This window comes from Streptomyces sp. NBC_00258 (assembly GCF_036182465.1).
Classification (GTDB): Bacteria; Actinomycetota; Actinomycetes; order Streptomycetales; family Streptomycetaceae; genus Streptomyces.
In genome coordinates, this window is the sequence record NZ_CP108081.1 from 2300157 (window position 1) to 2320347 (window position 20191).

Here is a 20191-nt window from a genome sequence, read left to right on the forward strand (position 1 = left end):
CCCTGGCTCACCTCGCCCAGGTCGGCCGTCACTCCCCCGCCAGGTCGTGCGCGGAGCATTGACGCTGTGACATGGCCATGCAATGCTCCGTTTTGGGAGCGCTCCCATAATCCTGTCGTCCCCGTCAGACGGCATCCGTGGACCCAGTCCAGGCACCGGGAGGCGCTCCATGCTCACGTTTCCGCACGTGCACCGCCGCCCCACAAGACGCCGTACGAGAAAACGCACGACTGCCGCCCTGCTGACGGCGGCCCTGCTCTCCGGCGGCACGGCACTCGCGCCCGGCGCGACCGGGCTGCCGTCCGCCGCGTCACCGTCGGCCGCGTCGCCGTCCGCCGCCGACCCGTCCGCGACCGCGACGACGCCCGTACGCGTCAACCAGGCCGGCTACCTGCCGGACGGCCCCAAGCGCGCCACGGTGGTCAACTCCGCCACCCAGCCGCTGACCTGGCAGCTGCGCAACGCGTCGGGCGCCGTGGCAGCCTCCGGCCGAACCGTCGTACACGGCACGGACACGGCCTCGGGCGAGGCGACCCACACCGCGGACTTCTCCGCGTACCGGAAGGCCGGCTCGGGGTTCGTCCTGGTGGTCGACGGGCAGAACAGCGCGGCCTTCGACATCCGCGCGGATCTCTACGACGGCCTGCGTTCGGACGCGATGGCGTTCTTCTACCACCAGCGCAGCGGCACGCCCATCGAGGCCTCACTGGTGGGTCCCTCCTACGCGCGCCCGGCCGCGCACATCGGAGTCGCACCGAACCAGGGCGACACGAACGTGCCCTGTCAGGCCGGGGTGTGCGACTACACCCAGGACGTGCGGGGCGGCTGGTACGACGCGGGCGACCACGGCAAGTACGTCGTCAACGGAGGGATCTCCGCCTGGACGCTGGTCGACTCCTTCGCGCGGGCCAAGCGGGCGGGCAACGCGTCCGCGCTCGGCGACTCGACCCTGCGGATACCCGAGCGCGGCAACGGCGTCCCGGACGTGCTGGACGAGGCCCGCTGGGAGCTCGACTTCCTGATGCGGATGCAGGTGCCGGACGGCAAGCAGTACGCCGGCATGGCCTTCCACAAGATCCACGACGCGGCCTGGACGGGCATCCCGACCCGCCCCGAACTCGACGCCCAGCCGCGCGAGTTGCACCGCCCCTCCACCGCGGCCACGCTCAACCTCGCCGCCACGGCGGCCCAGTGCGCGCGTGTCTTCAAGCCGTACGACTCCACGTACGCGAAGCGGTGCCTGAGCGTGGCCCGCACGGCGTGGACCGCGGCGAAGGCCAACCCCGCGATCTACGCCCCGGAGTCGGACAGCACCGGCGGCGGCCCCTACAACGACACCCAGGTCACCGACGACTTCTACTGGGCGGCGACCGAGCTGTACGCGGCGACCGGGGAGCGCGCCTACCGGGACGCGGTCACCTCCTCGCCCTGGCACACCTCGTCCGGGGCGCTCACACCGACCGGCTTCAACTGGGCCGACACCGCGGCGCTCGGCCGGCTGACCCTGGCGACCGTGCCGAACGGGCTGCCCGCCTCCGACATCAGGCGCGTGCGCGCGTCCGTGACCGCCGCGGCCGACGGACACCTCGCCATGATGGCGGGCCAGGGCTACGCGGTGCCCATCCCCGCGAACGGGTACGTGTGGGGCTCCAACAGCCAGGTCACCAACAACGCGATCGTCATGGCCACGGCCTACGCGCTGACGGGTCAACAGCGGTACCGGGCCGGGGTGCTGGAGTCGATGGACTACCTGCTGGGCCGCAACACCCTCGACCTCTCCTACATCACCGGTTACGGCGACACGTACGCCCGCAACCAGCACCACCGGTTCTGGGCGAACCAGTACGACGCCTCGCTGCCGAACCCGCCGGCGGGCTCCCTCGCGGGCGGTCCCAACAGCGGGCTGCAGGATCCCGTGGCACAGGAGCACCTGGCCGGCTGCTCCCCCGCGGCCTGCTACATCGACGACATCGGCTCGTATTCCACCAACGAGGTGACGGTCAACTGGAACGCCCCGCTGGCCTGGCTGGCGGCCTTCGCCGCCGAGCGCCGTTCGACGCGCGAATAGGCAGCGGCACTCGTCAGCGTCGGAGTCCTGCCCGGTACGCGCCGGGCGGGGCTCCGTAGCGCTGCCGGAAGACGCGGTTGAAGTGGAACGGGCTGCTGAAGCCGGAGGCCGTGGCGACCCGTTCCACCGGCAGGTCGGTGGCTTCAAGCAGCCGGGCGGCGTGCAGCAGCCGGGCGGCCAGCAGTGCCCGCATCGGGGACAGGCCGAGCTGCTGGGTGAAGAGGTGCGCGAAGCGGGATGCCGAGAGCGAGACCCCCGCCGCCAGTGACTCCACGGTGTGCGGGGCGCCCGGGTCGGCCGCGATGAGCGCCTCGGCCTGCCGGATCCGTACGTCGAGGCCGGAGCGGTCCGGTTCCCCACGAGCCGTGGCGGTGGCGAGCAGGACGACGGACTCCAGGGAGCAGAGGGCGAGCTCGCGGGCGGCGGTTCCGTGGGCCACGGCGACCCGGCCGTCCTCGGGCTCCCTGTCGAGCTCCGCCTGGGGCCTTCCCTCGGGTGGAGCCCCCGCCCCGGTCCACCGCGCGTCCGCGAGCATCCGCCGGAACGCCGAATTCAGTCGTCCCCGCACGCCGTCCGGTACCGGGGTGACGGCGTACAGCCGGTCCCCGAGCGCGTACGGCCGCAGCCAGTCCGTCCAGGTCGGCCGCGCCTGGCAGTGCACCCACCAGAACGCCCAGTGCCTCGCGCCCGGTGCGACGGCGTAGTGGTGGGGCAGGTCCGGGCCGAGGACGACGAGGTCCCCCGCGCCTGCCCCCGTCTCCGCTGCGCCCTGAGCGAGTCGGCCCGCACCGCCGGTGGTCCAGACGAAGAGCCAGCTGTCGGCGCCGCCCGGCCTGCTGATGCTGTAGCCGGGGCGCTGGTCGAAGCGGCCGACCGTCACCAGGCCGGGCGGCGGGGACGGGACAGCAGGCTCGGGCAACTGGTCAGCACGCACAGGCATCCTCCCGGAAGGCGCTTCTGCCTAGCGTGGGGCATGCAGGACACCGACGCGAAGGGACGAACGTATGACAGTCACGGACAGGGTCACGAACACGGACCCGAGCGGGGGCGCGGGCGGGGACGTCGTGCGGCGCTTCGAGGAGGACGGCTTCACCGTGGCGCGCGGGCTGTTCGCCCCGGCCGAGATCGACGCGCTGTGCGCCGAGTTCGCGGCACTGCACGCCCGCGGACCGGTCCCCGGACACTTCGAGCCCCGCTCGGCCGGGTCCGCGGGTCCCGCGGATCCGCTGCACGTCTACCCGCGGGTCATGAACCCGCACCGCATCAACGACCTGGCGCTGCGCCACCTCCTCGAACCCCGGCTGCGGAACGTCCTCGAACTGCTGCTGGGCGAGGAGGTGTTGGCCGCGCAGAGCATGTTCTACTTCAAGCCGCCGGGCGCCCGTGGCCAGGCCCTGCACCAGGACAACTTCTATCTGCGGGTGGAGCCGGGCACCTGTGTGGCCGCCTGGATCGCCTGCGATGTGATCGACCGGGAGAACGGCGGCCTCGAAGTGGTCCCGGGCACCCACCGCATGGACGTGTTCTGCCCCGAAGAGGCCGACGAGGGAGTGTCGTTCGCCCGCGAGTACGTCCCGCCGCCGCCCGGACTGGCTCCCGTTCCGGTCGACATGGAGCCCGGTGACGTCCTGTTCTTCAACGGCAGCCTGGTGCACGGCTCCCAGCCCAACCGCAGCACCGACCGCTTCCGCCGCTCGTACATCGGCCACTACGTCGGCCGCTCCGCCGAGCGCATCGGCCGCTTCTACCCCACCCTTTCGATGGGCGGGGAGCCCGTCCCCCTGCGGGAGAGCGAGGGCGCGGGCCCGTGCGGCACGGAGTTCGAACCGGCGGGCCCGCACTGACACCGTCGGATTCCCGCGGGTCAGGAACGCAGCAACTCCGCCGCGCCCAGGTCGAGTGCGCCGTCGTGCCAGGTCAGCCCACGCAGATCCCGTACGACGACGGAGGCGTCGGTGTCCAGGCCGCGCGGCCCGACGCCGATGACGTACGCCCCGGCCGCCGCCCCCGCCGTGGCGCCGGCCGCGCTGTCCTCGAAGACGACCGTGCGTGCCGGGTCCGTGCCCAGCTTCGCGGCGGCCGCCAGGTAGCCGTCGGGGGCGGGCTTGCCGTGGCTGACGTCGTCCGCGGTGATGAGCACGGGCGGCAGGGGCAGGCCCGCGGCGGCGATTCGGGCCCGGGCGAGGGCGTTCACTCCGGAGGTCACCACGGCCCAGCTGCCCTGCGGCAGGCTCGTGAGCAGGTCGAGGGCACCGGGCAGTGCGGTCGTGGTGGCCGCCGCCTCGATCTCCAGACGGTCGATCTCGGCGAGGGCGGCGGGCCGGTCCTCGGAGTCGGGCACGAGCAACGCGACGGTGTCGGCGGAGCGCCGGCCGTGCACCATCACGGTGACCCGGTCGGCGGCCAGACCGCGAGCGCGGGCCCACCGGCTCCATGCCTGGTCGACGCCCAGGTCGGAGTCGACCAGCACGCCGTCGTTGTCGAACAGGAGGCTCTCGCAGGGGATGTTCACTGAAATGCACCTCACAGGGCGGGTTCCGGGCACGTCGGCCGACCTGCTTTCCCGGGGGCGGGGCGGCCTCCGGGAAGACACAGCATTGGCCGGGCCCTTCAGGTGACGGGACGGTTGCGGTAGCGGCCGACGAGTTCGCGCGCGGCGGTCTGCATCCGGGCGGGCGGCAGCCCCTGGGCCAGCAGGGTCAGGTCGTCCACGACCATGTCGCCGATGGTCTGGAAGGCCTCCGGGATGCCGCCCGCGCGATGGGCGGAGAGGACCAGTCCCTCCAGTTCGCGGGCCGGGTCGTCGGCGGCGACGGGTTCGTCGGGCCAGACGTCGATGCCCGCGAGCAGCCTGCCCTCGGCGACCCGTGCGAGCAGCGCGGGGAAGTCCACGACGGGCGCTCTGCTGACCAGTACGAGCCGGGCGCCGTCGGGCAGCAGTCCCAGCTCACGCTCGCCGAGCAGATGACGGCTGTCGTCCGTGACGGTCGCGAGGACGAAGACGAACCGGCTGCGGGTCAGGGTCTCGTCGAGGGTTGCCGGGACGAGTCCCTGCTCGCGCAGGACGGCCGCCGGCAGCCAGGGGTCGTAGACGCGGAGGGTGGGGCGGAAGGGCGCCAGAAGCGGGTGGAGGCTACGGCCGAGGTTCCCGAATCCGATCAGGCCGACGTCCGCGCCGCGCAGGAGTACGGCGTCGGCGTTGCCGTCGGACACGTACCGTTCGCGTCCGGCACGGAAGGCGCGGTCCTCACGGCTGATGCCGCGCGCGAGGTCGAGCGCGAGCCCGAGGGCGTACTCGGCGACGGCCTGGGCGTAGGCCGGTCCGCAGCCCAGGACGTGGATGCCGCGCCGGAAGCACACGTCGTAGTCGACGTTCGGGAAGAAGTTGCCCTCGACGTTGAGCAGGGCCCTCAACTCCCCTGCCCGGGCCAGACGTTCGGCCGGCAGATCGGGCTGGCCGACGACGGCGAACGCGTCGGGCAATGCCTTGTCGAAGGCCTCCCCGGTGTCCGGTTCCACGACGGTGAAGCGGTCGTGGAACCGGGCCAGCGCGTCCGGGGTGAAGATGCGTTCCTTGGGGTGCGGGTCGGCTTGCAGGATCACGAGCGGCTTGTGCGGGGTGCTCACGGCTCTCCTTGCATCCGTCACGGTTCTCCTCATGCCCGTACGAGAGGTCGTGCCCGCACGGCAAGTCGTGCCAGTACGAGACGTCGTGCCTGTACAGGAACGGGCGTCGGCCTCACGAAACGGTAGCCCGGCGCTCGCGGCTCGGCAGCATGGCCTGGGGCTCGCCGCCCGTGTCGCCGGGCTCTCCCCTCGTGTTCAGGGGGCCGGACAGCCACCGCTCATGAGGTGAGGCTTCTCGGTCAGTCGGCGGAGAGCCCCGCTGCGAATCCCAGGATCGCGTCGGCGACCGGGCGCGGGTTCTCCAGCAGCATCGCGTGGGTGCCGTCGATGTCGGCGACGGTGACCTCGGCACGGCTGTGGGCCAGTTCGGCGAGATCCCGGGCGAGTCCCTTCGCGTGGGCCGCCATCAGTTCGTCGAACCAGTCCAAGCCCGGGATCGACGGGACAGGCCGCAACGCGCGGCCGAGCAGCAGGGGCCGGTCCATGCGGCGGAAGAGCGCGAAGAGGTCGAGCGAGTCGATCTCGGCGAGCATCTCCAGGGCGTGCTCCCGCCCGGGCCGCAACTCCAGCTGGCCGTCGGCGCGTTCGTGGACAGAACGCCGGACCCCCGCCTCCAGCAGCTCGTACGGGATACCCAGTTGCGCGGACATCGTCCTCTGCTGGGCGAGCAGGTCCTTGAGGCCGCCCCGGGGAACGACCTGGCCCGCGACCGTCGCGGCCAACTCCCGGACCTGGGCGAGCCGTTCCTCGGCATGCGCCGGATCGAGGCCAACGTACTGGCCGGGCCTCCCCCACCCGTATCCGTCCAGGTTCACCGCGCCCGGAGTGACCCCCGGGTGGTCGAGGGCGTACCGGACGGCGAGCATCCCGCCGAGCGAGTGGCCGACGGGGAGCGCCCCGGGTATGCCGTGCGTGTCCAGAACCGCCTCGATGTCCACGAGCACCTCGGGGATGCTCCACGTCCCGTCCGGCGAGAACCCGTGGCCCCTCAGGTCCACGGCCAGCACCCGGTGGTGGCGGGCGAGGAGCGGGGCGACGGCGGCCCAGTCCGCGAGAGTACGGCCGGCGCCGTGCAGCAGCAGGAGCGGTGCGCCCTCGCCGCCGTGGTCGTGGACGGCGAGGGTGACGTGTTCTCGGATCATGATCAAACACTAGAACGCCCGCTCGGGCCGACACTCCTGCGGGGTGGCCGGCCCTGTCGTCGTCGGGTGCGGGTGGGTGGGGGCGCGGGGAACTGCGCGAGCAACCCAGGACAACCAGCAGCCGACAACTGGCGTGAGCCACCGGCTTCTTGGGGGCGCGGGGAACTGCGCGACCAGCCCCCCACCCACCCGCAGACGACACACCGGCGCCCCCAGCGGAGCCGAACGCGGACTTGACGCACAGGAATTCGCACGGTTTGATCCCAGGCGTGCCCAGGCCCGCAGCCCGGCACGCAGAGGTACGCCCAGCCGGTATCGGACAAGGTTCTCAGTCCGGCCAAAGTCGCCAGGACCGGCACGGGGTCCGAGGCGGGGACGTACTCGCGATTGATGGAGCGGACATGCCCGTCAAGCGTGGCGCCCGCGTGGGAGTGCTCAGGGCGGCCGCCGCCCTGGTCGTCCTCGCCGCACTGGCTTCCTGTACGTCGGATCCGGACGACAAGGGCCCGGACAAATCCACGAGGCCGAGCCCGAAGGCCGTTCGGCTGCCCCCCGTGCACGCGGGTTTCGACTACCAGATCGGCGGCGCCTATCAGCCGCCCGCCGGCGTCCGTATCGTCGCCCGCGACCGCAAGGCCGAACCCGCGCGCGGTCTCTACAACATCTGTTACGTCAACGCGTTCCAGGCCCAGCCGGACGAACGGGACGACTGGCCCGCCGATCTGCTGCTGCGCGACAAGAAGGGCAAGGTCGTCGTCGACGGCGACTGGGACGAGGCCCTGCTCGACATCGGCACACCCGCCAAGCGCGAGCGCGTCGCGGCCCGGATCAACGAGTGGATCGACGGCTGCGCGGACAAGGGCTACGACGCGGTCGAGCCCGACAACTTCGACAGCTTCACCCGCTCCGGCGGTCTGCTGAGCGGGGACGACGCCACCGCCTTCATCAAGCTCCTCTCGGACCGTGCGCACGCCCGGGGCCTGGCCATCGGGCAGAAGAACACCGTGGAGCTGGCAGGTCAACGAGGCCGTACGGGGCTCGACTTCGCGGTGGCGGAGGAATGCGGCGAGTACGACGAGTGCGGTGAGTACGCCGAGGCGTTCGACGACCGTGTCGTGGTGATCGAGTACACCGACAACGGTTTCAGGAAGGCCCGTTCGGGCTTCGGCGACCGGCTGAGCATCGTGCGCCGGGACGTGCTGGTGTCGACGCCGGACAGCGCCGACTACGTCCGCAAGACCCGCTGACGGAGGCTCCCGATGACTCGAACCCGAGGTGTGCTGTGCCCTGTTGAGCGCCGCGGCCTGCTCAAAGGAGCTGCCGCGATCGCCGCAGCGCCACTGCTGGGCGCCTGTTCACAAGGCGCGTCCGACGGCGTGGGCGCCGACGGGAAGGTGACCGTGGAGCTGTGGCACGGCCAGGTCGACATCGCCAAGGACGCCATACAGGCGCTGGTCACGGAGTTCAACCGGACGCATCCGAGGATCCGGGTCGACGCCGGTGGCGGCGGGGTCGTCTCCGACGCGATGCTGCAGAAGGTGACGGCAGCGCTGGCCGCCGGCTCGTACCCGGACATCGCGTACGTCTTCGGCTCCGACCTCGCCAGCATCGCCCGCAGCCCCCGGGTCGTCGACCTGACCGACGCGATGCGCGGCGGCCCCACGGCCTGGAACAGCTTCTGGGCGCCTGTGCGCGAGGCGGTCACCGTCAACGGCAAGGTGCGGGCCGCTCCCGCGCTGCTCGACTCGCTGGCCGTCGTCTACAACAGGAAACTGTTCCGGCAGGCCGGCGTCCCCTTCCCCGAAGCGGGCTGGACCTGGGAGGAATTCACCGACACGGCACGGAAGTTGACCGACTCCGGCCGTGGCGTTTTCGGAACGGGCTGGCCAGGCACCGGTGACGAGGACACTGTCTGGCGGCTGTGGCCGATGATCTGGGACCTGGGCGGGGACGTCGTCTCCGACGACGGCCGGAGCATCGGCTTCGCCGGCCAGGGGGTCCGGGCGCTCGACACCCTGCGGCGACTCGTCGAGGACAAGAGCGTGTACGTCGATCCGAAGCCCGGCGGCGAGCAGATGTACCAGGTGTTCCTGGGCGGCCGGATGGCGATGGTCGCGACCGGGCCCTGGCAGCTGCCGGACATCATGGACGCCGAGGTGGACTACGACGTCGTACCGCTGCCGTCCTACACAGGGCGGCCGGTGACCATCTCGGGCCCCGACACCTGGACCGTCTTCGACAACGGCTCCGCGCGCTCGCGGGCCGCCGTGGAGTTCGTCCAGTGGATGATGCGGCCGGAGCAGGACGCCCGGTGGGACATCCGGGCCGGGAGCCTGCCGCTGGGTTCCGCGACGGAGCGGCGCCCGCGGTGGCGGAAGCACTCCCAGGAGACGACGGGACTCGCGGTGTTCACCGACGCGCTGGACTCCGCCCGGGTCCGGCCCGTCCATGCCGCGTACCCGCAGATCTCCCAGGCGCTCGGCGAGGCGATCGTCTCGGTCCTGCTCGGCAGGGACTCCCCCGACAAGGCGCTGCGCCGGTGCGCCGACAAGGCCGACGCGGCACTGCTCATTCCGCGCTGACTCCTCATGGATCCGGACCGCTCACGGATCCCTCGCTCGACCTGTGCTGATCCCGCGCTGTACCAAGGGAGGAAGGCCGCATGACATCACTGCCCCGCGCCATCACCCTCGCGCCGCAGTCCCAGCCGCGGGCACCGGCCGTCTCACGCCGCGGCGCACGGCGGCGCGCCCGCCGGGAGAAGGCCACGGCCTGGGCGTTCATCGCCCCGTCGGTTCTCGTCATCCTGGGCCTCGGCATCGTCCCGGTGGTCTGGTCGCTGCTGCTGTCGTTCCGCGCCGACGACCTGGTCACGCCGGGCCGCTGGGTGGGCATCGACAACTACCGGGCGCTGGCCCAGGACCCCAACTTCCATACGGCGGTGGGCAATACGCTGCTGTACGCGGCGCTGTTCGTGCCGCTGAGCCTGCTCGGCGGTCTGGCGCTCGCGCTCGCCCTGAACCGGCGAATCCGGTTCATCGGCCTCTACCGGACCCTGCTCTTCATTCCGTTCGTGGTGTCCGCGGCCGCGCAGGGCGTGCTGTTCTCCTTCATCCTCGATCCGGAGTTCGGCGCGGCCAACTCGCTGCTGCACACGTTCGGCGTCTCGCCGCAGGGCTTCCTGACCGACCCCGACCAGGCCATCTACCTGCTGGTCCTGATCTCGCTGTGGAGCGGTGTCGGCTTCTGCGTGGTCGTCTATCTCGCCGCGCTGCAGGACGTACCGCGCGAACTCGTCGAGGCCGCCCGCATCGACGGGGCCGGCCGATGGCGCGTACTGCGGCACATCACCCTCCCCGCCCTCACTCCCGTGACGGTCTTCCTCCTGCTGTGGCAGCTGATCACCGCGCTCCAGGTCTTCGACCTCGTGTACGTGACCACGAAGGGCGGCCCGCTCGGGTCGACGACCGTGATCGTGTACTTCGTCTGGCAGCAGGCGTTCCAGATGTTCACGGCCGGATACGGGGCCGCGGCCGCGTACGTCCTCGCGCTGGCCCTGCTGGTCGCGGGGGTGGCCCTGCGTGTCGTCCGGCGCCGACAGGGGCGCGTCGTGGAAGGAGCCCTCCGATGAGCACCCGTCCGATGAACGCGCTCAAGGTGAGCGCGCGCGGCACGAGTCCCCGCGGGGCGAGTCCGCGCAGGGTGAGCCCCTGGCATCTGCTGCTCGCCCCGCTGGCGCTGGCGTTCGCGCTGCCGCTGGTGTGGCTGCTGCTGAGTTCGGTGATGACGAACGCGGAGATCAACCGGTTTCCGCCGGCGCTGTGGCCCGACGGCATCGATCTGGGCGGCTACCGGTATGTGCTCGGCAACGCGATGTTCCCGCGCTGGTTCGCGAACTCGCTGATCGTCGCGTCGGTCGCCGTCGTGTCGAATCTGCTGCTCGGGTCGCTCGGCGGCTACGCGTTCGCGCGGATGCGGTTCGCGGGGTCGCGGGTGCTGCTCGGGCTGATGCTGGCGACCATGGTCATCCCGTTCCAGCTGACGATGATCCCGACCTTCCTGGTGATGAAGTGGCTCGGTCTGATCGACACGCTGGGTGCGCTGATCGTGCCGTCGCTGGTGACGCCCTTCGCCGTGTTCCTGTTCCGGCAGTTCTTCCTGACGCTGCCGAGGGAGATCGAGGAGGCCGCCTGGATCGACGGGTGTTCGCGGCTGCGCGTGCTCTTCTCGATCGTCATGCCGCTGGCCCGGCCTGCTCTCGCGACGGTCGCGGTGCTGACTTTCCTGACCACGTGGAACGACCTGTCCTGGCCGCTCATCGCGATCAACCACGACACGCAGTACACGCTCCAGCTGGGCCTGACGACCTTCCAGGGACAGCACCACGCACGCTGGTCCGCGGTGATGGCGGGCAACGTCATCACGGTGCTGCCGGTGCTGGTGGCGTTCCTGCTGGCGCAGAAGACGTTCGTCCAGTCGCTCACGTCCAGCGGACTGAAGGGGTAGCCGCCTTGTCCCGTTCCTTCGATCTCCTGGTGATCGGTGACGTCAATCCCGATGTCGTGGTGGGTCCGGTGCTCCGCGCGATGGCCTTCGGCCAGCGTGAACAACTCGTCGAGCGGGGCGGGCTGGTCCTCGGCGGCTCGGCGGCGATCATGGCGTGCGGCGCCGCACGGCTGGGGCTGCGGGTGGCCTTCGCCGGGCGCGTGGGGGACGATCCCGCGGGCGCGTTCGTCCGCGGGGCGCTCACCGATCGCGGCGTCGACGTCACTCACCTGGCCACCGACCCTCACCTGCCCACGCCCCTGACGGTGGTGCTCAACGACAAGGACGGCGACCGTGCCATCCTCACCTCGCCCGGCTGTCTGACGGCGACAAGCGCGCGGGACGTGCCCGAAGCGCTGCTGGCGGAGGCCCGGCACGTGCACGCGGCGTCCTTCTTCCTGATGCCCCGTCTGGCACGTTCCCTGGCAGCCGTGTTCGCCACGGCCAAGTCCCAGGGAGCGAGTACCTCGCTCGACACCAACGACGATCCCGACAGCAGCTGGGACCGCGAACTGCTCGACCCCGTACTGGAGTTCACCGACATCCTGCTGCCGAACGCCGCCGAGGCCCGTGCGCTCACCGGCGAGAGCCAACCGGAGGCGGCAGCAGCGGCGTTGACGGGAATCGTCCCGCTGGTCGTCGTCAAGGACGGCTCCGAGGGCGCGCTCGCCCACGACGGAGAACGGGTCCGTCGCGTACCAGCCGTGCCGGTGGAACCGGTCGACACCGTGGGCGCCGGGGACAGCTTCGACGCCGGTTTCGTCGCGGCGACCCTGCACGGTCTTGACCTGCGCTCGTCTCTTGCGCTGGCCGCGGTCTGCGGTTCGCTCTCGACCCGCGGCCACGGCGGTACGGCCGCGCAGCCGACGTGGCACGAGGCCTGCGCCCACACCGACCTGGAGAGCCGCACATGACCGACGTAAAGATCGCCTTCGTGGGAGCCGGCAGCGTGGTGTTCACGCAGGGGCTCCTGGCCGACCTGTTCGCGTTCCCCGAGCTGGGGCACGCCCGGATCGCCCTGCACGACATCGACGAGGAACGGCTGGCCACGGCGGAGGGGGCCGCCCGTCACATCGCGGACGAGCGCGGCGCCAAACCGACGATCACCGCCCACCTCGACCGACGCGCGGCCCTCGAAGGTGCCGACTTCGTCGTCAACACCGTCCAGGTCGGCATGAACGAGGCCACCCGCACGGACTTCGGCGTCCCGGCCCGCCACGGAGTGCGCCAGACCATCGGCGACACGCTCGGTATCGGCGGTATCTTCCGCGCCCTGCGCACCTTCCCCGTACTGCGCGGCCTCGCCGAGGACATGGCCGAACTCTGCCCGGACGCGCAGCTGTTGAACTACACCAACCCGATGGCCATGAACGTCCTGTACCTGTCGCGGATCGCGCCGGCCCTGCGCGCGACCGGCCTGTGCCACTCGGTGTACTGGACGATGCACGACCTCTCGCAGCTGGTCGGCGTCCCCTTCGAGGAGGTCTCCTATCTGGCCGCCGGCGTGAACCACCAGGCCTGGGTGCTGCGTTTCGAACGCGACGGCCGCGACCTCCACCCGCTCCTCGACGCCGCGATCGCCAAGGATCCGGGGCTCCTGCGCCGCGTACGGGTCGACATGTACCGCAGGCTGGGCCACTACCCCACCGAGACGAGCGAGCACTCCGCCGAGTACGTCCCCTGGTATCTGCACCACGACACCGAGATCGAACGTCTCCGGCTGCCGGTGGGCGCGTACCTGGGGATCATCGAGGAGAACACGGCCGACTACGAGCGCACCCGCCGGGCCCTGCTCGCGGACGCTCCGCTGCCCGTCGAGGGCACGATGGAGTACGCGCCCCAGGTCATCCACAGTGTCGTCACGGGGACCCCTCGCACGATCTACGGAAACGTCCCGAACCGCGGGCTCATCGACAACCTGCCGGCCGACTCCGTGGTCGAAGTGCCCTGCCTGGCCGACGCGTTGGGCGTCCAGCCGACCCGTGTCGGGTCACTTCCCCCGCAGTGCGCGGCGCTCAACAGCGCGTACGTCTCCGTCACCGACCTGGTCGTCCGCGCGGCCACGGACGGAGACCCGCGACACATCCGCCATGCCGCGATGGCCGACCCCGCGACGGCTGCGGCCCTTCCGGTGGAGCGGATCTGGGACCTGTGCGACGAACTCGTACGGGCTCATCGGGAGCTGCTGCAGCCGGAGTTGCGGGAGGAGCTGGGGCACTGACACCCGGCCCGGGACCGGGTCACCGCTCCAGGAGGTCCAGGGCCTGTTCCCAGCGGAACCCCCGGTCCGCCGGGTCACCGAAGGCGTGTTCGCCGAACCGGACTCCCATCCCGCGCAGCCTTTTCAGGCTGTCCCGATACGCGGGGTGGGCCGTCAACGCCTCGCTCACACAGGGGAGTACGGAGATCGGCACCCCCATCCCATATGCCTCGCAGAGCGTGCCGAGGGCTAGGGTGTCGGAGATTCCGGCCGCCCATTTGTTGATGGTGTTGAAGGTCGCGGGCGCCACGGTGACCGCGTCCGGGTCGGGGAACGGGCGCGGGTCGCCGGGGGAACGCCACGCGGACCGGATCGGCCTGCCGGTCCGCGACTCGACCGACGCTGTGTCGAAGAAGCCGGTCGCGATCGGGGTCGCGAAGACCCCGACCTCCCAGTTCCGATCCTGCGCCAGGGTGATCAACTCCTCGACCCCCTCGGCGACTCCGGCGGCGCAGACGACGACGTAGAGGAAGGGCTTCCCGGCCTGTTCAGTCACCCGGGAACCCTACTGAACGGGAAAGGACTCCCCTCGCTCCGCGTCCGGACGCGGGCCGTGGATCCGGCGTTCCTTCTCCTCGATCGGTACGTCGTTGATGCTGGCCTCGCGCCGGGTCATCAGGCCGTGCTCGTCGAACTCCCACAGCTCGTTGCCGTAGGAGCGCCACCACTGGCCGTCGGCGTCACGGCACTCGTACTGGAAGCGGACGGCGATGCGGTTCCCGTCGAAGGCCCAGAGGTCCTTGCGCAGGGCGTACTCCTGCTCGCGCCCCCACTTGTCGGTGAGCATTTCCACGATCTGGGCGCGGCCGGTGACGAAGGTGTCGCGGTTGCGCCAGACCGAGTCCTGCGAGTAGGCGAGCGAGACCTTGTGGGGATCGCGGGTGTTCCAGGCGTCCTCGGCGGCCTGGACCTTCCGGGCCGCGGTCTCACGGGTGAAGGGCGGCAGGGGCGGGCGGTCGGTCATGACGGCTTCCTCTCGATGCAGACGCAACTCGATGGCGACGCAGCTCAACGGCAGTGCGACGAGCTGGAGAACGTGCGTTCTCCGGCGTGCCTGCTAACGTAGAGAACGATGGTTCTCTCGTCAAGACGTCAAGGAGTGGGCCGGTACATGGACAGCGCGATCGCCAGGGAACAGGCCCTGGACGCGGCGGAAACCCTGTTCTACGGGCGGGGCATACAGACCGTCGGCATGGACGACATCCGCGGCACGTCGGGGGTCTCGCTCAAGCGGCTCTACCAGCTGTTTCCCGCCAAGGAGCACCTGATCGTGGCCTATCTGGAGCGGCGCGACATCCGCTGGCGGCAGCGGCTGGCCGACCACGTGGCACGACACGAGGATCCGGGGCGGCGCGTCCTCGCGGTCTTCGACTGGCTCGGCGAGTGGTTCCGCGAGCCCGCCTTCCGGGGCTGCGCCTGGATCAACTCGTACGGGGAGCTCGGCGCGACGTCGGAGCGGGTCACCGACCAGGTCCGCACCCACAAGCGGGCCTTCAAGGACTACCTGGCCACCCTCGTGAGCGACGCCGGACTGCCCCCGGATCTGGCCGAACAGGTGTACCTGCTGGCGGAGGGCGCCATGGTCACCGCCGGTATCGAACAGAGCGGCTCGAAGCCCGCCGAGCAGGCCGGGCGGGCAGCCCGGATGCTGGTGGAGGGATACGACGGGACCGTCGGCCATTGACTGACGTCCCGTCGAGTTGCAGACTCCATTTGAAGATTCAACGGAGAATTGTTCACCAGGCGAACGCGCTCCGGTTTCGGAGCACCGCGCACTGCCTCGCACGACGGAAAGAGCCGCGCATGACCCTCCATCGTGACCTGCTGATCGGCGGCAAGGACCTGCCCGCGACCTCCGGCCGCACCGCCGAGGACGTGAATCCCTACAGCTCACAGGTGTACGCCACGGTCGCCGCGGCCGGCGTCGAGGACGTCACCCGGGCCGTGGACGCCGCCGACGCGGCGTTCGCCGACTGGGCCGCGCTCGGGCCCGCCCAGCGGCGGAAGATCTTCCTCGCCGCGGCCGACCTGCTGGAGGCCCGCACCGACGAGGCCGTACGGATCATGGCGGGCGAGGTCGGCGGGACCCGGCCCTGGGCCATGTTCAACGTCGGTCTCGCCGCGAACATCCTCCGCGAGGCCGCCGCCGCGGTGACCGCGCCGCGCGGTGAGGTGCTGAGCGCGCAGGAGGAGGGCGCGCTGGGGCTCGCGGTCCGCGAGCCGGTGGGTGTCGTGGCCGCCTTCTCGCCGTGGAACGCCCCGGTCATCCTGGGTGTCCGGGCGGTCGCCGCGCCACTCGCCGCGGGCAACACCGTGGTGATGAAGCCGAGCGAGGACGCCCCCATCGCCTGTGGGCTCTTCGTCGCGGACGTCCTGCGCGACGCGGGCCTGCCCGACGGCGTCCTGAACGTGATCACGAACGCTCCCGAGGACGCGGCCGCCGTCGCCGAGGCCCTGATCGCCGACGAGCGCGTACGGGCCGTCAACTTCACCGGGTCCACGGGCGTCGGCCGGATCATCGGTGTGCACGCGGCCCGGCACCTGAAGCCCGCGGTCCTGGAACTCGGCGGCAAGAACTCCGTGATCGTGCTCGACGACGCCGATGTCGACTACGCGGTCGACGCCGCCGTCTTCTCCGTCTTCATGAACTCCGGGCAGATCTGCATGTCCGCCGACCGGATCCTCGTCCACGAGAGCCTCGCCGAGGAGTTCAAGGCCAAGTTCACCGCGAAGACCGAGTCTCTCGCGTCCGGTGATCCGGCCGACCCGCACACCGTCGTCGGCCCGCTCGTCACGACGGATGCCGCCCGCCGGGTCGCCGCGCTCGTCGAGGACGCCGTCGCCAAGGGCGCCACCGTGCTGACCGGCGGCGCCACCCTCGAGGGCGCCGTACATCCGGCGACCGTGCTGACCGACCTGCCCGAGGACGCCGACCTCTACCACGGGGAGGCGTTCGGCCCGCTCGCCGTGATCAGCACCTTCGGCACGGACGACGAGGCGATCGCTTTCGCCAATGCCACGGAACACGGGCTGACCTGCGGGATCATCACCGAGAACGGTACGCATGGGCTCAGGGTCGCCCGCCGGATCCGTACCGGCATCGTGCACATCAACGACCAGTCCGTCGCCGACGAGCCGAACGCCCCCTTCGGCGGGTTCAAGGCCAGCGGATACGGTCGCTTCGGCGGGCGCTGGGGCATCGAGGCGTTCAGCAACACGCGCTGGGTGACGCTCGCGACGCAGCAGGCGCACTTCCCGTTCTAGCCGGTCCGCCGGATCCGGCGGCGCACAGGCTGCGGCACACCTTGCGTGTGCCGCAGCCCTTCCCGACCCCGGTATGGGACGCGTTCCCGGGCGCGACAATTCAGTTGCCCCGGCGGCTGCCCCGACGCCACCATCTGCCCATGACCACGACCGAAGCCCTTCTGCCGCCGACCCTCGCCGCCGCTCGTCCGGTGCGGGTCCAGCAGCAGTCCGGCCGACCGCGGAGGCTCTCACCTCCGCGGTCGTGACCGCCGCGCTCGTCGCGGGGCTTCTCGCGGGCTTTGGCATCGCCATTCCCGTCGGAGCGGTCGCGACCTACCTCGTCTCCCTCACCGCCCGTACGTCCCTGCGGATCGGCGTGTGCGCCGCGCTCGGCGTGGCCACGGCCGACGGGCTCTACGCCCTGGTGGCCGCGCTCGGCGGCTCCGCACTCGCCACCGCCCTCCAGCCCGTGCTGGTCCCCCTGCGCTGGGCTTCGGGACTCGTGCTCGTCGCCCTCGCCGTACGAGGCGGAGTCACCGCGCTCCGCCAGTACCGCGAGCAGCGGCTCGCCACCCGCTCGGACCGGACGCCGGTGAGTCCCGGCCGCGCGTACCTGGCCCTGCTCGGCATCACGATGCTGAACCCCACCACCATCGTGTACTTCGCGGCGCTGGTCCTCGGGAGCAGTGCCGGCACGGCCGCCGGCCTCCTGGAACAGGGTGTGTTCGTCCTCGCCGCCTTCGCCGCTTCGGCCGTCTGGCAACTGCTGCTCGCGGGCGGCGGCGCGTTGCTGGGCCGGGCTCTGACGGGCCGGCGGGGGCGGCTGTTCACGGCGCTGGTGTCCAGCGCCGTGATCCTGGCCCTGGCCGTACGCATGCTCGTGGTGCCGTCGTGACGGGCCGCACCGCATGCCTCCCGGAAAATATCCGGCCGCCCGTCACACTTCCGCGCCGCGCTCCGTCAGTGCGATGGCAGACACTTTCGGAACTCATGAGGAGCCACCTGATGCAGGCACGGATGAAGAACCCGGCGGCAGTCCTTCCCGACGCGGCGCAGGCCGTCCAGGGGCTGATCAAGGCGGCCGGCAAGGGCGGTGTGCCCCAGGAGACGCTGGAGCTCGTGCACCTGCGCGCCAGCCAGATCAACGGGTGCAGCGCCTGCGTCTACGGGGGCAGCCACAGCGCCCACAAGGCGGGGCTCAGCGACGAGCGTCTCTGGGCGGTGTCGGCCTGGCGCGAGGCGCCCTTCTACTCGGACGCCGAGCGCGCCGCCCTGGCGCTGGCCGAGGCGATGACCCGGCTCGGCGACCGTTCCGGCGACGCGGTGCCGGACGAACTGTGGGACGAGGTCGCCGACCACTACGACGAGCGGCAGCTCGCCTCACTCGTTCTGTGGATCGCCACGACCAACTTCTTCAACCGCCTCAACGCCACCGTCAAGGAGCCCGCGGGCGCCACGTGGGCCTAGGATCCGGCCGACTTCCGGCAAGAGCGGGAGCGATGTACGGGAGGGACCTGCGGGAGGGATGAAATCCCTTGGGCGGCCGTGTTGAATCGGGAGTCGGCACGAGTCGCACGAACGACGATCGATGGGATGGATGTCATGCCTCTCAAGGGCGAGTACGAACCCAGCCCCACCAAGTGGGTACGCGATCAGGTCGAGTTGTACGAGAGCTCGAACGGAACCGAGGGAACGACATTGATGGACACGGGGTTGCCCGTGATCGTGCTGACCACCCTGGGTGCCAAGAGCGGGAAGATCCGCAAGACGCCGCTCATGCGCGTGGAGCACGACGGCACGTACGCGGCCGTCGCCTCGCTGGGCGGCGCGCCCAAGCACCCCGTCTGGTACCACAACGTCGTCGCCGATCCCCACGTGGAACTCCAGGACGGCGGGACGCGCCAGGACATGACGGCAAGGGAAGTGACCGGCGAGGAAAAGGCCCAGTGGTGGGAGCGGGCGGTCGCGGCGTATCCGGCGTACGCCGACTACCAGAAGAAGACCGACCGTGAGATTCCGGTCTTCGTACTGGAGCCGGCCGCCGGGGAGTGAGCGGCGCGGGCACATGACCGTGGGCCGTACCGGGGCACCAACCCGGTACGGCCCGTCGTTCCGCCCCCGACAGGGGCTCCGCGGCGGCTCCCGGAATTCGTTCGAAAAAGGTTGGCATGATTCCCGGACCGCCGGGCACCCGACGCTCAGGCCCCGCCGCGCTCCCCCGTCGCGGCGGGGCCGCTGACGTGTGCACCGGTGCTGGAACCCGCGTGCTCGGCCGGTGCGGCGCGGCGCGCGGTGGCGGCGTCCGTCACGTCGAGGAAGATCTGGTCGGCCTCCGGGATCGTGTGGGCGACGGACCGCTTGATGCGCACGGCGACGAGCTCGACCTCCTCACTGTCCAGGCCGGGGATCAGGTCGACCCGGGCGGCGACGAGGGTCGAGTCGGGGCCGAGCTGCATGGTCAGCAGGGACTCCACCGAGTCGATCTCGGGCTGCGCGTCCAGCAGCGCGCGGATACGACTGCTCGATTCCAGATCCGCGGCCTGGCCGATCAGCTGGTCGCGTGCGTCACGGCCCAGCCGGTACGCCACGTACACGAGCAGGGCCCCGATGGCGAGCGACGCCGACGCCTCCCAGACGATCCGGCCGGTGATCATGTGAAGGGCCATCCCGGCGATCGCGAGAGTCACACCGAGCACGGCGGTGCCGTCCTCCGCGATGACGGTGCGCAGGGCCGGGTCCCGGGCCCCGGTGGCGAGGCCGCCCTGTTTGCGCACCTGGTGGAGGGCCCGTAGCAGGGACGCGCCCTCGGCGAACAGAGCGACGACGAGGACGATCAGTCCGACCACATAGCCGTCGTGGCTCTCCGTGCTGCCACTGCCGAGGGCAGCGAAGCCCTGGTAGAAGGAGAAGCAGCCGCCCATCACGAAGATCCCGACGGCGGCGAGCAGCGACCAGAAGAAGCGTTCCTTTCCGTAGCCGAACGGGTGCCGGCTGTCGGCGGGGCGACGGCTGCGGCGCAGGGCGGCGAGCAGGAAGACCTCGTTCAGGCTGTCTGCCACCGAGTGCGCGGCCTCCGAGAGCAGCGCGGGGGATCCCGCGATCAGCCCGCCCACGGCCTTGGCAACGGCGATCACGAGGTTCGCGGCCAGCGCCACCAGCACGGTGACCCGGGTCCTGCGATCGGACGGTGTGGAGGGCTTGTGACTCATCTCCGCCGAATGCCCCTCCCACCGGCCCTCACACGGGGCGACGGCCGGATTTCGGGGAACCCTCCCCAGGGCACACGCACGGAGAGGAGCAAGG

At 71.1% G+C, this 20191-nt stretch carries 20 protein-coding genes; 13 read left to right on the plus strand and 7 right to left on the minus strand.

Annotated elements, in window-relative coordinates; genetic code table 11:
* Positions 1-169 precede the first annotated feature (169 nt).
* A complete protein-coding gene (locus OG718_RS10580; protein WP_328843999.1) occupies positions 170-2068 on the plus strand; it encodes a glycoside hydrolase family 9 protein in 1899 nt (632 codons plus the stop codon).
* Positions 2069-2081: 13 nt separating this feature from the next.
* Here the strand turns inward: OG718_RS10580 and OG718_RS10585 are convergent, their stop codons facing one another.
* On the minus strand, positions 2082-3008 hold the full coding sequence (locus OG718_RS10585; RefSeq protein WP_328844000.1) for a helix-turn-helix domain-containing protein: 927 nt from the start codon (positions 3006-3008) through the stop codon (positions 2082-2084).
* A 64-nt stretch (positions 3009-3072) separates the two neighbouring features.
* Between OG718_RS10585 and OG718_RS10590 the strand changes: the two genes are divergently transcribed.
* Positions 3073-3912: a phytanoyl-CoA dioxygenase family protein gene (locus tag OG718_RS10590; protein ID WP_143634950.1), complete on the plus strand. Its 840-nt coding sequence runs from the start codon at positions 3073-3075 to the stop codon at positions 3910-3912.
* A gap of 20 nt (positions 3913-3932) precedes the next feature.
* Here OG718_RS10590 and OG718_RS10595 read toward each other — a convergent pair whose 3' ends face one another.
* From OG718_RS10595 to OG718_RS10605, 3 genes are all read right to left on the minus strand, one after another.
* A complete protein-coding gene (locus OG718_RS10595; RefSeq protein ID WP_328844001.1) occupies positions 3933-4580 on the minus strand; it encodes an HAD-IA family hydrolase in 648 nt (215 codons plus the stop codon).
* Positions 4581-4678: 98 nt separating this feature from the next.
* Positions 4679-5695 carry an NAD(P)-dependent oxidoreductase gene (locus tag OG718_RS10600; RefSeq protein WP_223064912.1) on the minus strand — a complete coding sequence of 339 codons (1017 nt, stop codon included), beginning with the start codon at positions 5693-5695 and terminating at the stop codon, positions 4679-4681.
* 239 nt (positions 5696-5934) lie between these two features.
* Positions 5935-6837 (minus strand): alpha/beta fold hydrolase, encoded by a 903-nt coding sequence (locus tag OG718_RS10605; RefSeq protein WP_328844002.1) that lies wholly within the window; start codon positions 6835-6837, stop codon positions 5935-5937.
* Between the two features lie 401 nt (positions 6838-7238).
* Here OG718_RS10605 and OG718_RS10610 point away from each other — a divergent pair, with 401 nt between their 5' ends.
* The 6 genes from OG718_RS10610 to OG718_RS10635 all read left to right on the plus strand — a co-directional run bounded on the left by OG718_RS10610 (position 7239) and on the right by OG718_RS10635 (position 13603).
* The gene (locus OG718_RS10610) at positions 7239-8084 is read left to right on the plus strand and encodes an endo alpha-1,4 polygalactosaminidase (RefSeq protein ID WP_143634942.1); all 846 of its coding nucleotides are present in this window, start codon (positions 7239-7241) and stop codon (positions 8082-8084) included.
* 12 nt (positions 8085-8096) lie between these two features.
* Positions 8097-9419, plus strand: a complete 1323-nt coding sequence (locus OG718_RS10615; protein WP_328844003.1) for an ABC transporter substrate-binding protein — start codon at positions 8097-8099, stop codon at positions 9417-9419.
* Positions 9420-9499: 80 nt separating this feature from the next.
* A complete protein-coding gene (locus OG718_RS10620) occupies positions 9500-10468 on the plus strand; it encodes a carbohydrate ABC transporter permease (RefSeq protein WP_306936173.1) in 969 nt (322 codons plus the stop codon).
* A gap of 11 nt (positions 10469-10479) precedes the next feature.
* Positions 10480-11343, plus strand: a complete 864-nt coding sequence (locus tag OG718_RS10625; protein WP_398936505.1) for a carbohydrate ABC transporter permease — start codon at positions 10480-10482, stop codon at positions 11341-11343.
* 5 nt (positions 11344-11348) lie between these two features.
* Positions 11349-12296: a carbohydrate kinase family protein gene (locus OG718_RS10630; RefSeq protein ID WP_328844004.1), complete on the plus strand. Its 948-nt coding sequence runs from the start codon at positions 11349-11351 to the stop codon at positions 12294-12296.
* Positions 12293-13603: an alpha-glucosidase/alpha-galactosidase gene (locus OG718_RS10635; protein ID WP_143634933.1), complete on the plus strand. Its 1311-nt coding sequence runs from the start codon at positions 12293-12295 to the stop codon at positions 13601-13603. The genes OG718_RS10630 and OG718_RS10635 overlap by 4 nt, the downstream gene beginning before the upstream one ends.
* Before the next feature lie 19 nt (positions 13604-13622).
* On the opposite strand, the gene OG718_RS10640 is transcribed toward OG718_RS10635, so the two are convergent.
* Both OG718_RS10640 and OG718_RS10645 read right to left on the minus strand, forming a co-directional pair.
* Entirely contained in the window at positions 13623-14138 is a 516-nt protein-coding gene (locus OG718_RS10640) for a flavoprotein (protein ID WP_143634931.1), read from the minus strand.
* A 9-nt stretch (positions 14139-14147) separates the two neighbouring features.
* The gene (locus OG718_RS10645) at positions 14148-14606 is read right to left on the minus strand and encodes a nuclear transport factor 2 family protein (protein ID WP_328844005.1); all 459 of its coding nucleotides are present in this window, start codon (positions 14604-14606) and stop codon (positions 14148-14150) included.
* Positions 14607-14753: 147 nt separating this feature from the next.
* On the opposite strand from OG718_RS10645, the gene OG718_RS10650 reads away from it, so the two are divergent.
* The 5 genes from OG718_RS10650 (at position 14754) to OG718_RS10670 (ending at position 18940) form a co-directional block, all read left to right on the plus strand.
* Entirely contained in the window at positions 14754-15326 is a 573-nt protein-coding gene (locus OG718_RS10650) for a TetR/AcrR family transcriptional regulator (RefSeq protein ID WP_328844006.1), read from the plus strand.
* A 119-nt stretch (positions 15327-15445) separates the two neighbouring features.
* Positions 15446-16906, plus strand: coding sequence for an aldehyde dehydrogenase family protein (locus OG718_RS10655; RefSeq protein WP_328844007.1), 1461 nt, complete (start codon positions 15446-15448; stop codon positions 16904-16906).
* 244 nt (positions 16907-17150) lie between these two features.
* Positions 17151-17783, plus strand: coding sequence for a LysE/ArgO family amino acid transporter (locus tag OG718_RS10660; protein ID WP_328844008.1), 633 nt, complete (start codon positions 17151-17153; stop codon positions 17781-17783).
* Between the two features lie 110 nt (positions 17784-17893).
* Positions 17894-18355 (plus strand): carboxymuconolactone decarboxylase family protein, encoded by a 462-nt coding sequence (locus OG718_RS10665; RefSeq protein WP_143634922.1) that lies wholly within the window; start codon positions 17894-17896, stop codon positions 18353-18355.
* A 135-nt stretch (positions 18356-18490) separates the two neighbouring features.
* Positions 18491-18940: a nitroreductase family deazaflavin-dependent oxidoreductase gene (locus OG718_RS10670; protein WP_143635147.1), complete on the plus strand. Its 450-nt coding sequence runs from the start codon at positions 18491-18493 to the stop codon at positions 18938-18940.
* 146 nt (positions 18941-19086) lie between these two features.
* On the opposite strand, the gene OG718_RS10675 is transcribed toward OG718_RS10670, so the two are convergent.
* Positions 19087-20097, minus strand: a complete 1011-nt coding sequence (locus tag OG718_RS10675) for a cation diffusion facilitator family transporter (RefSeq protein WP_328844009.1) — start codon at positions 20095-20097, stop codon at positions 19087-19089.
* Between the last annotated feature and the right edge of the window lie 94 nt (positions 20098-20191).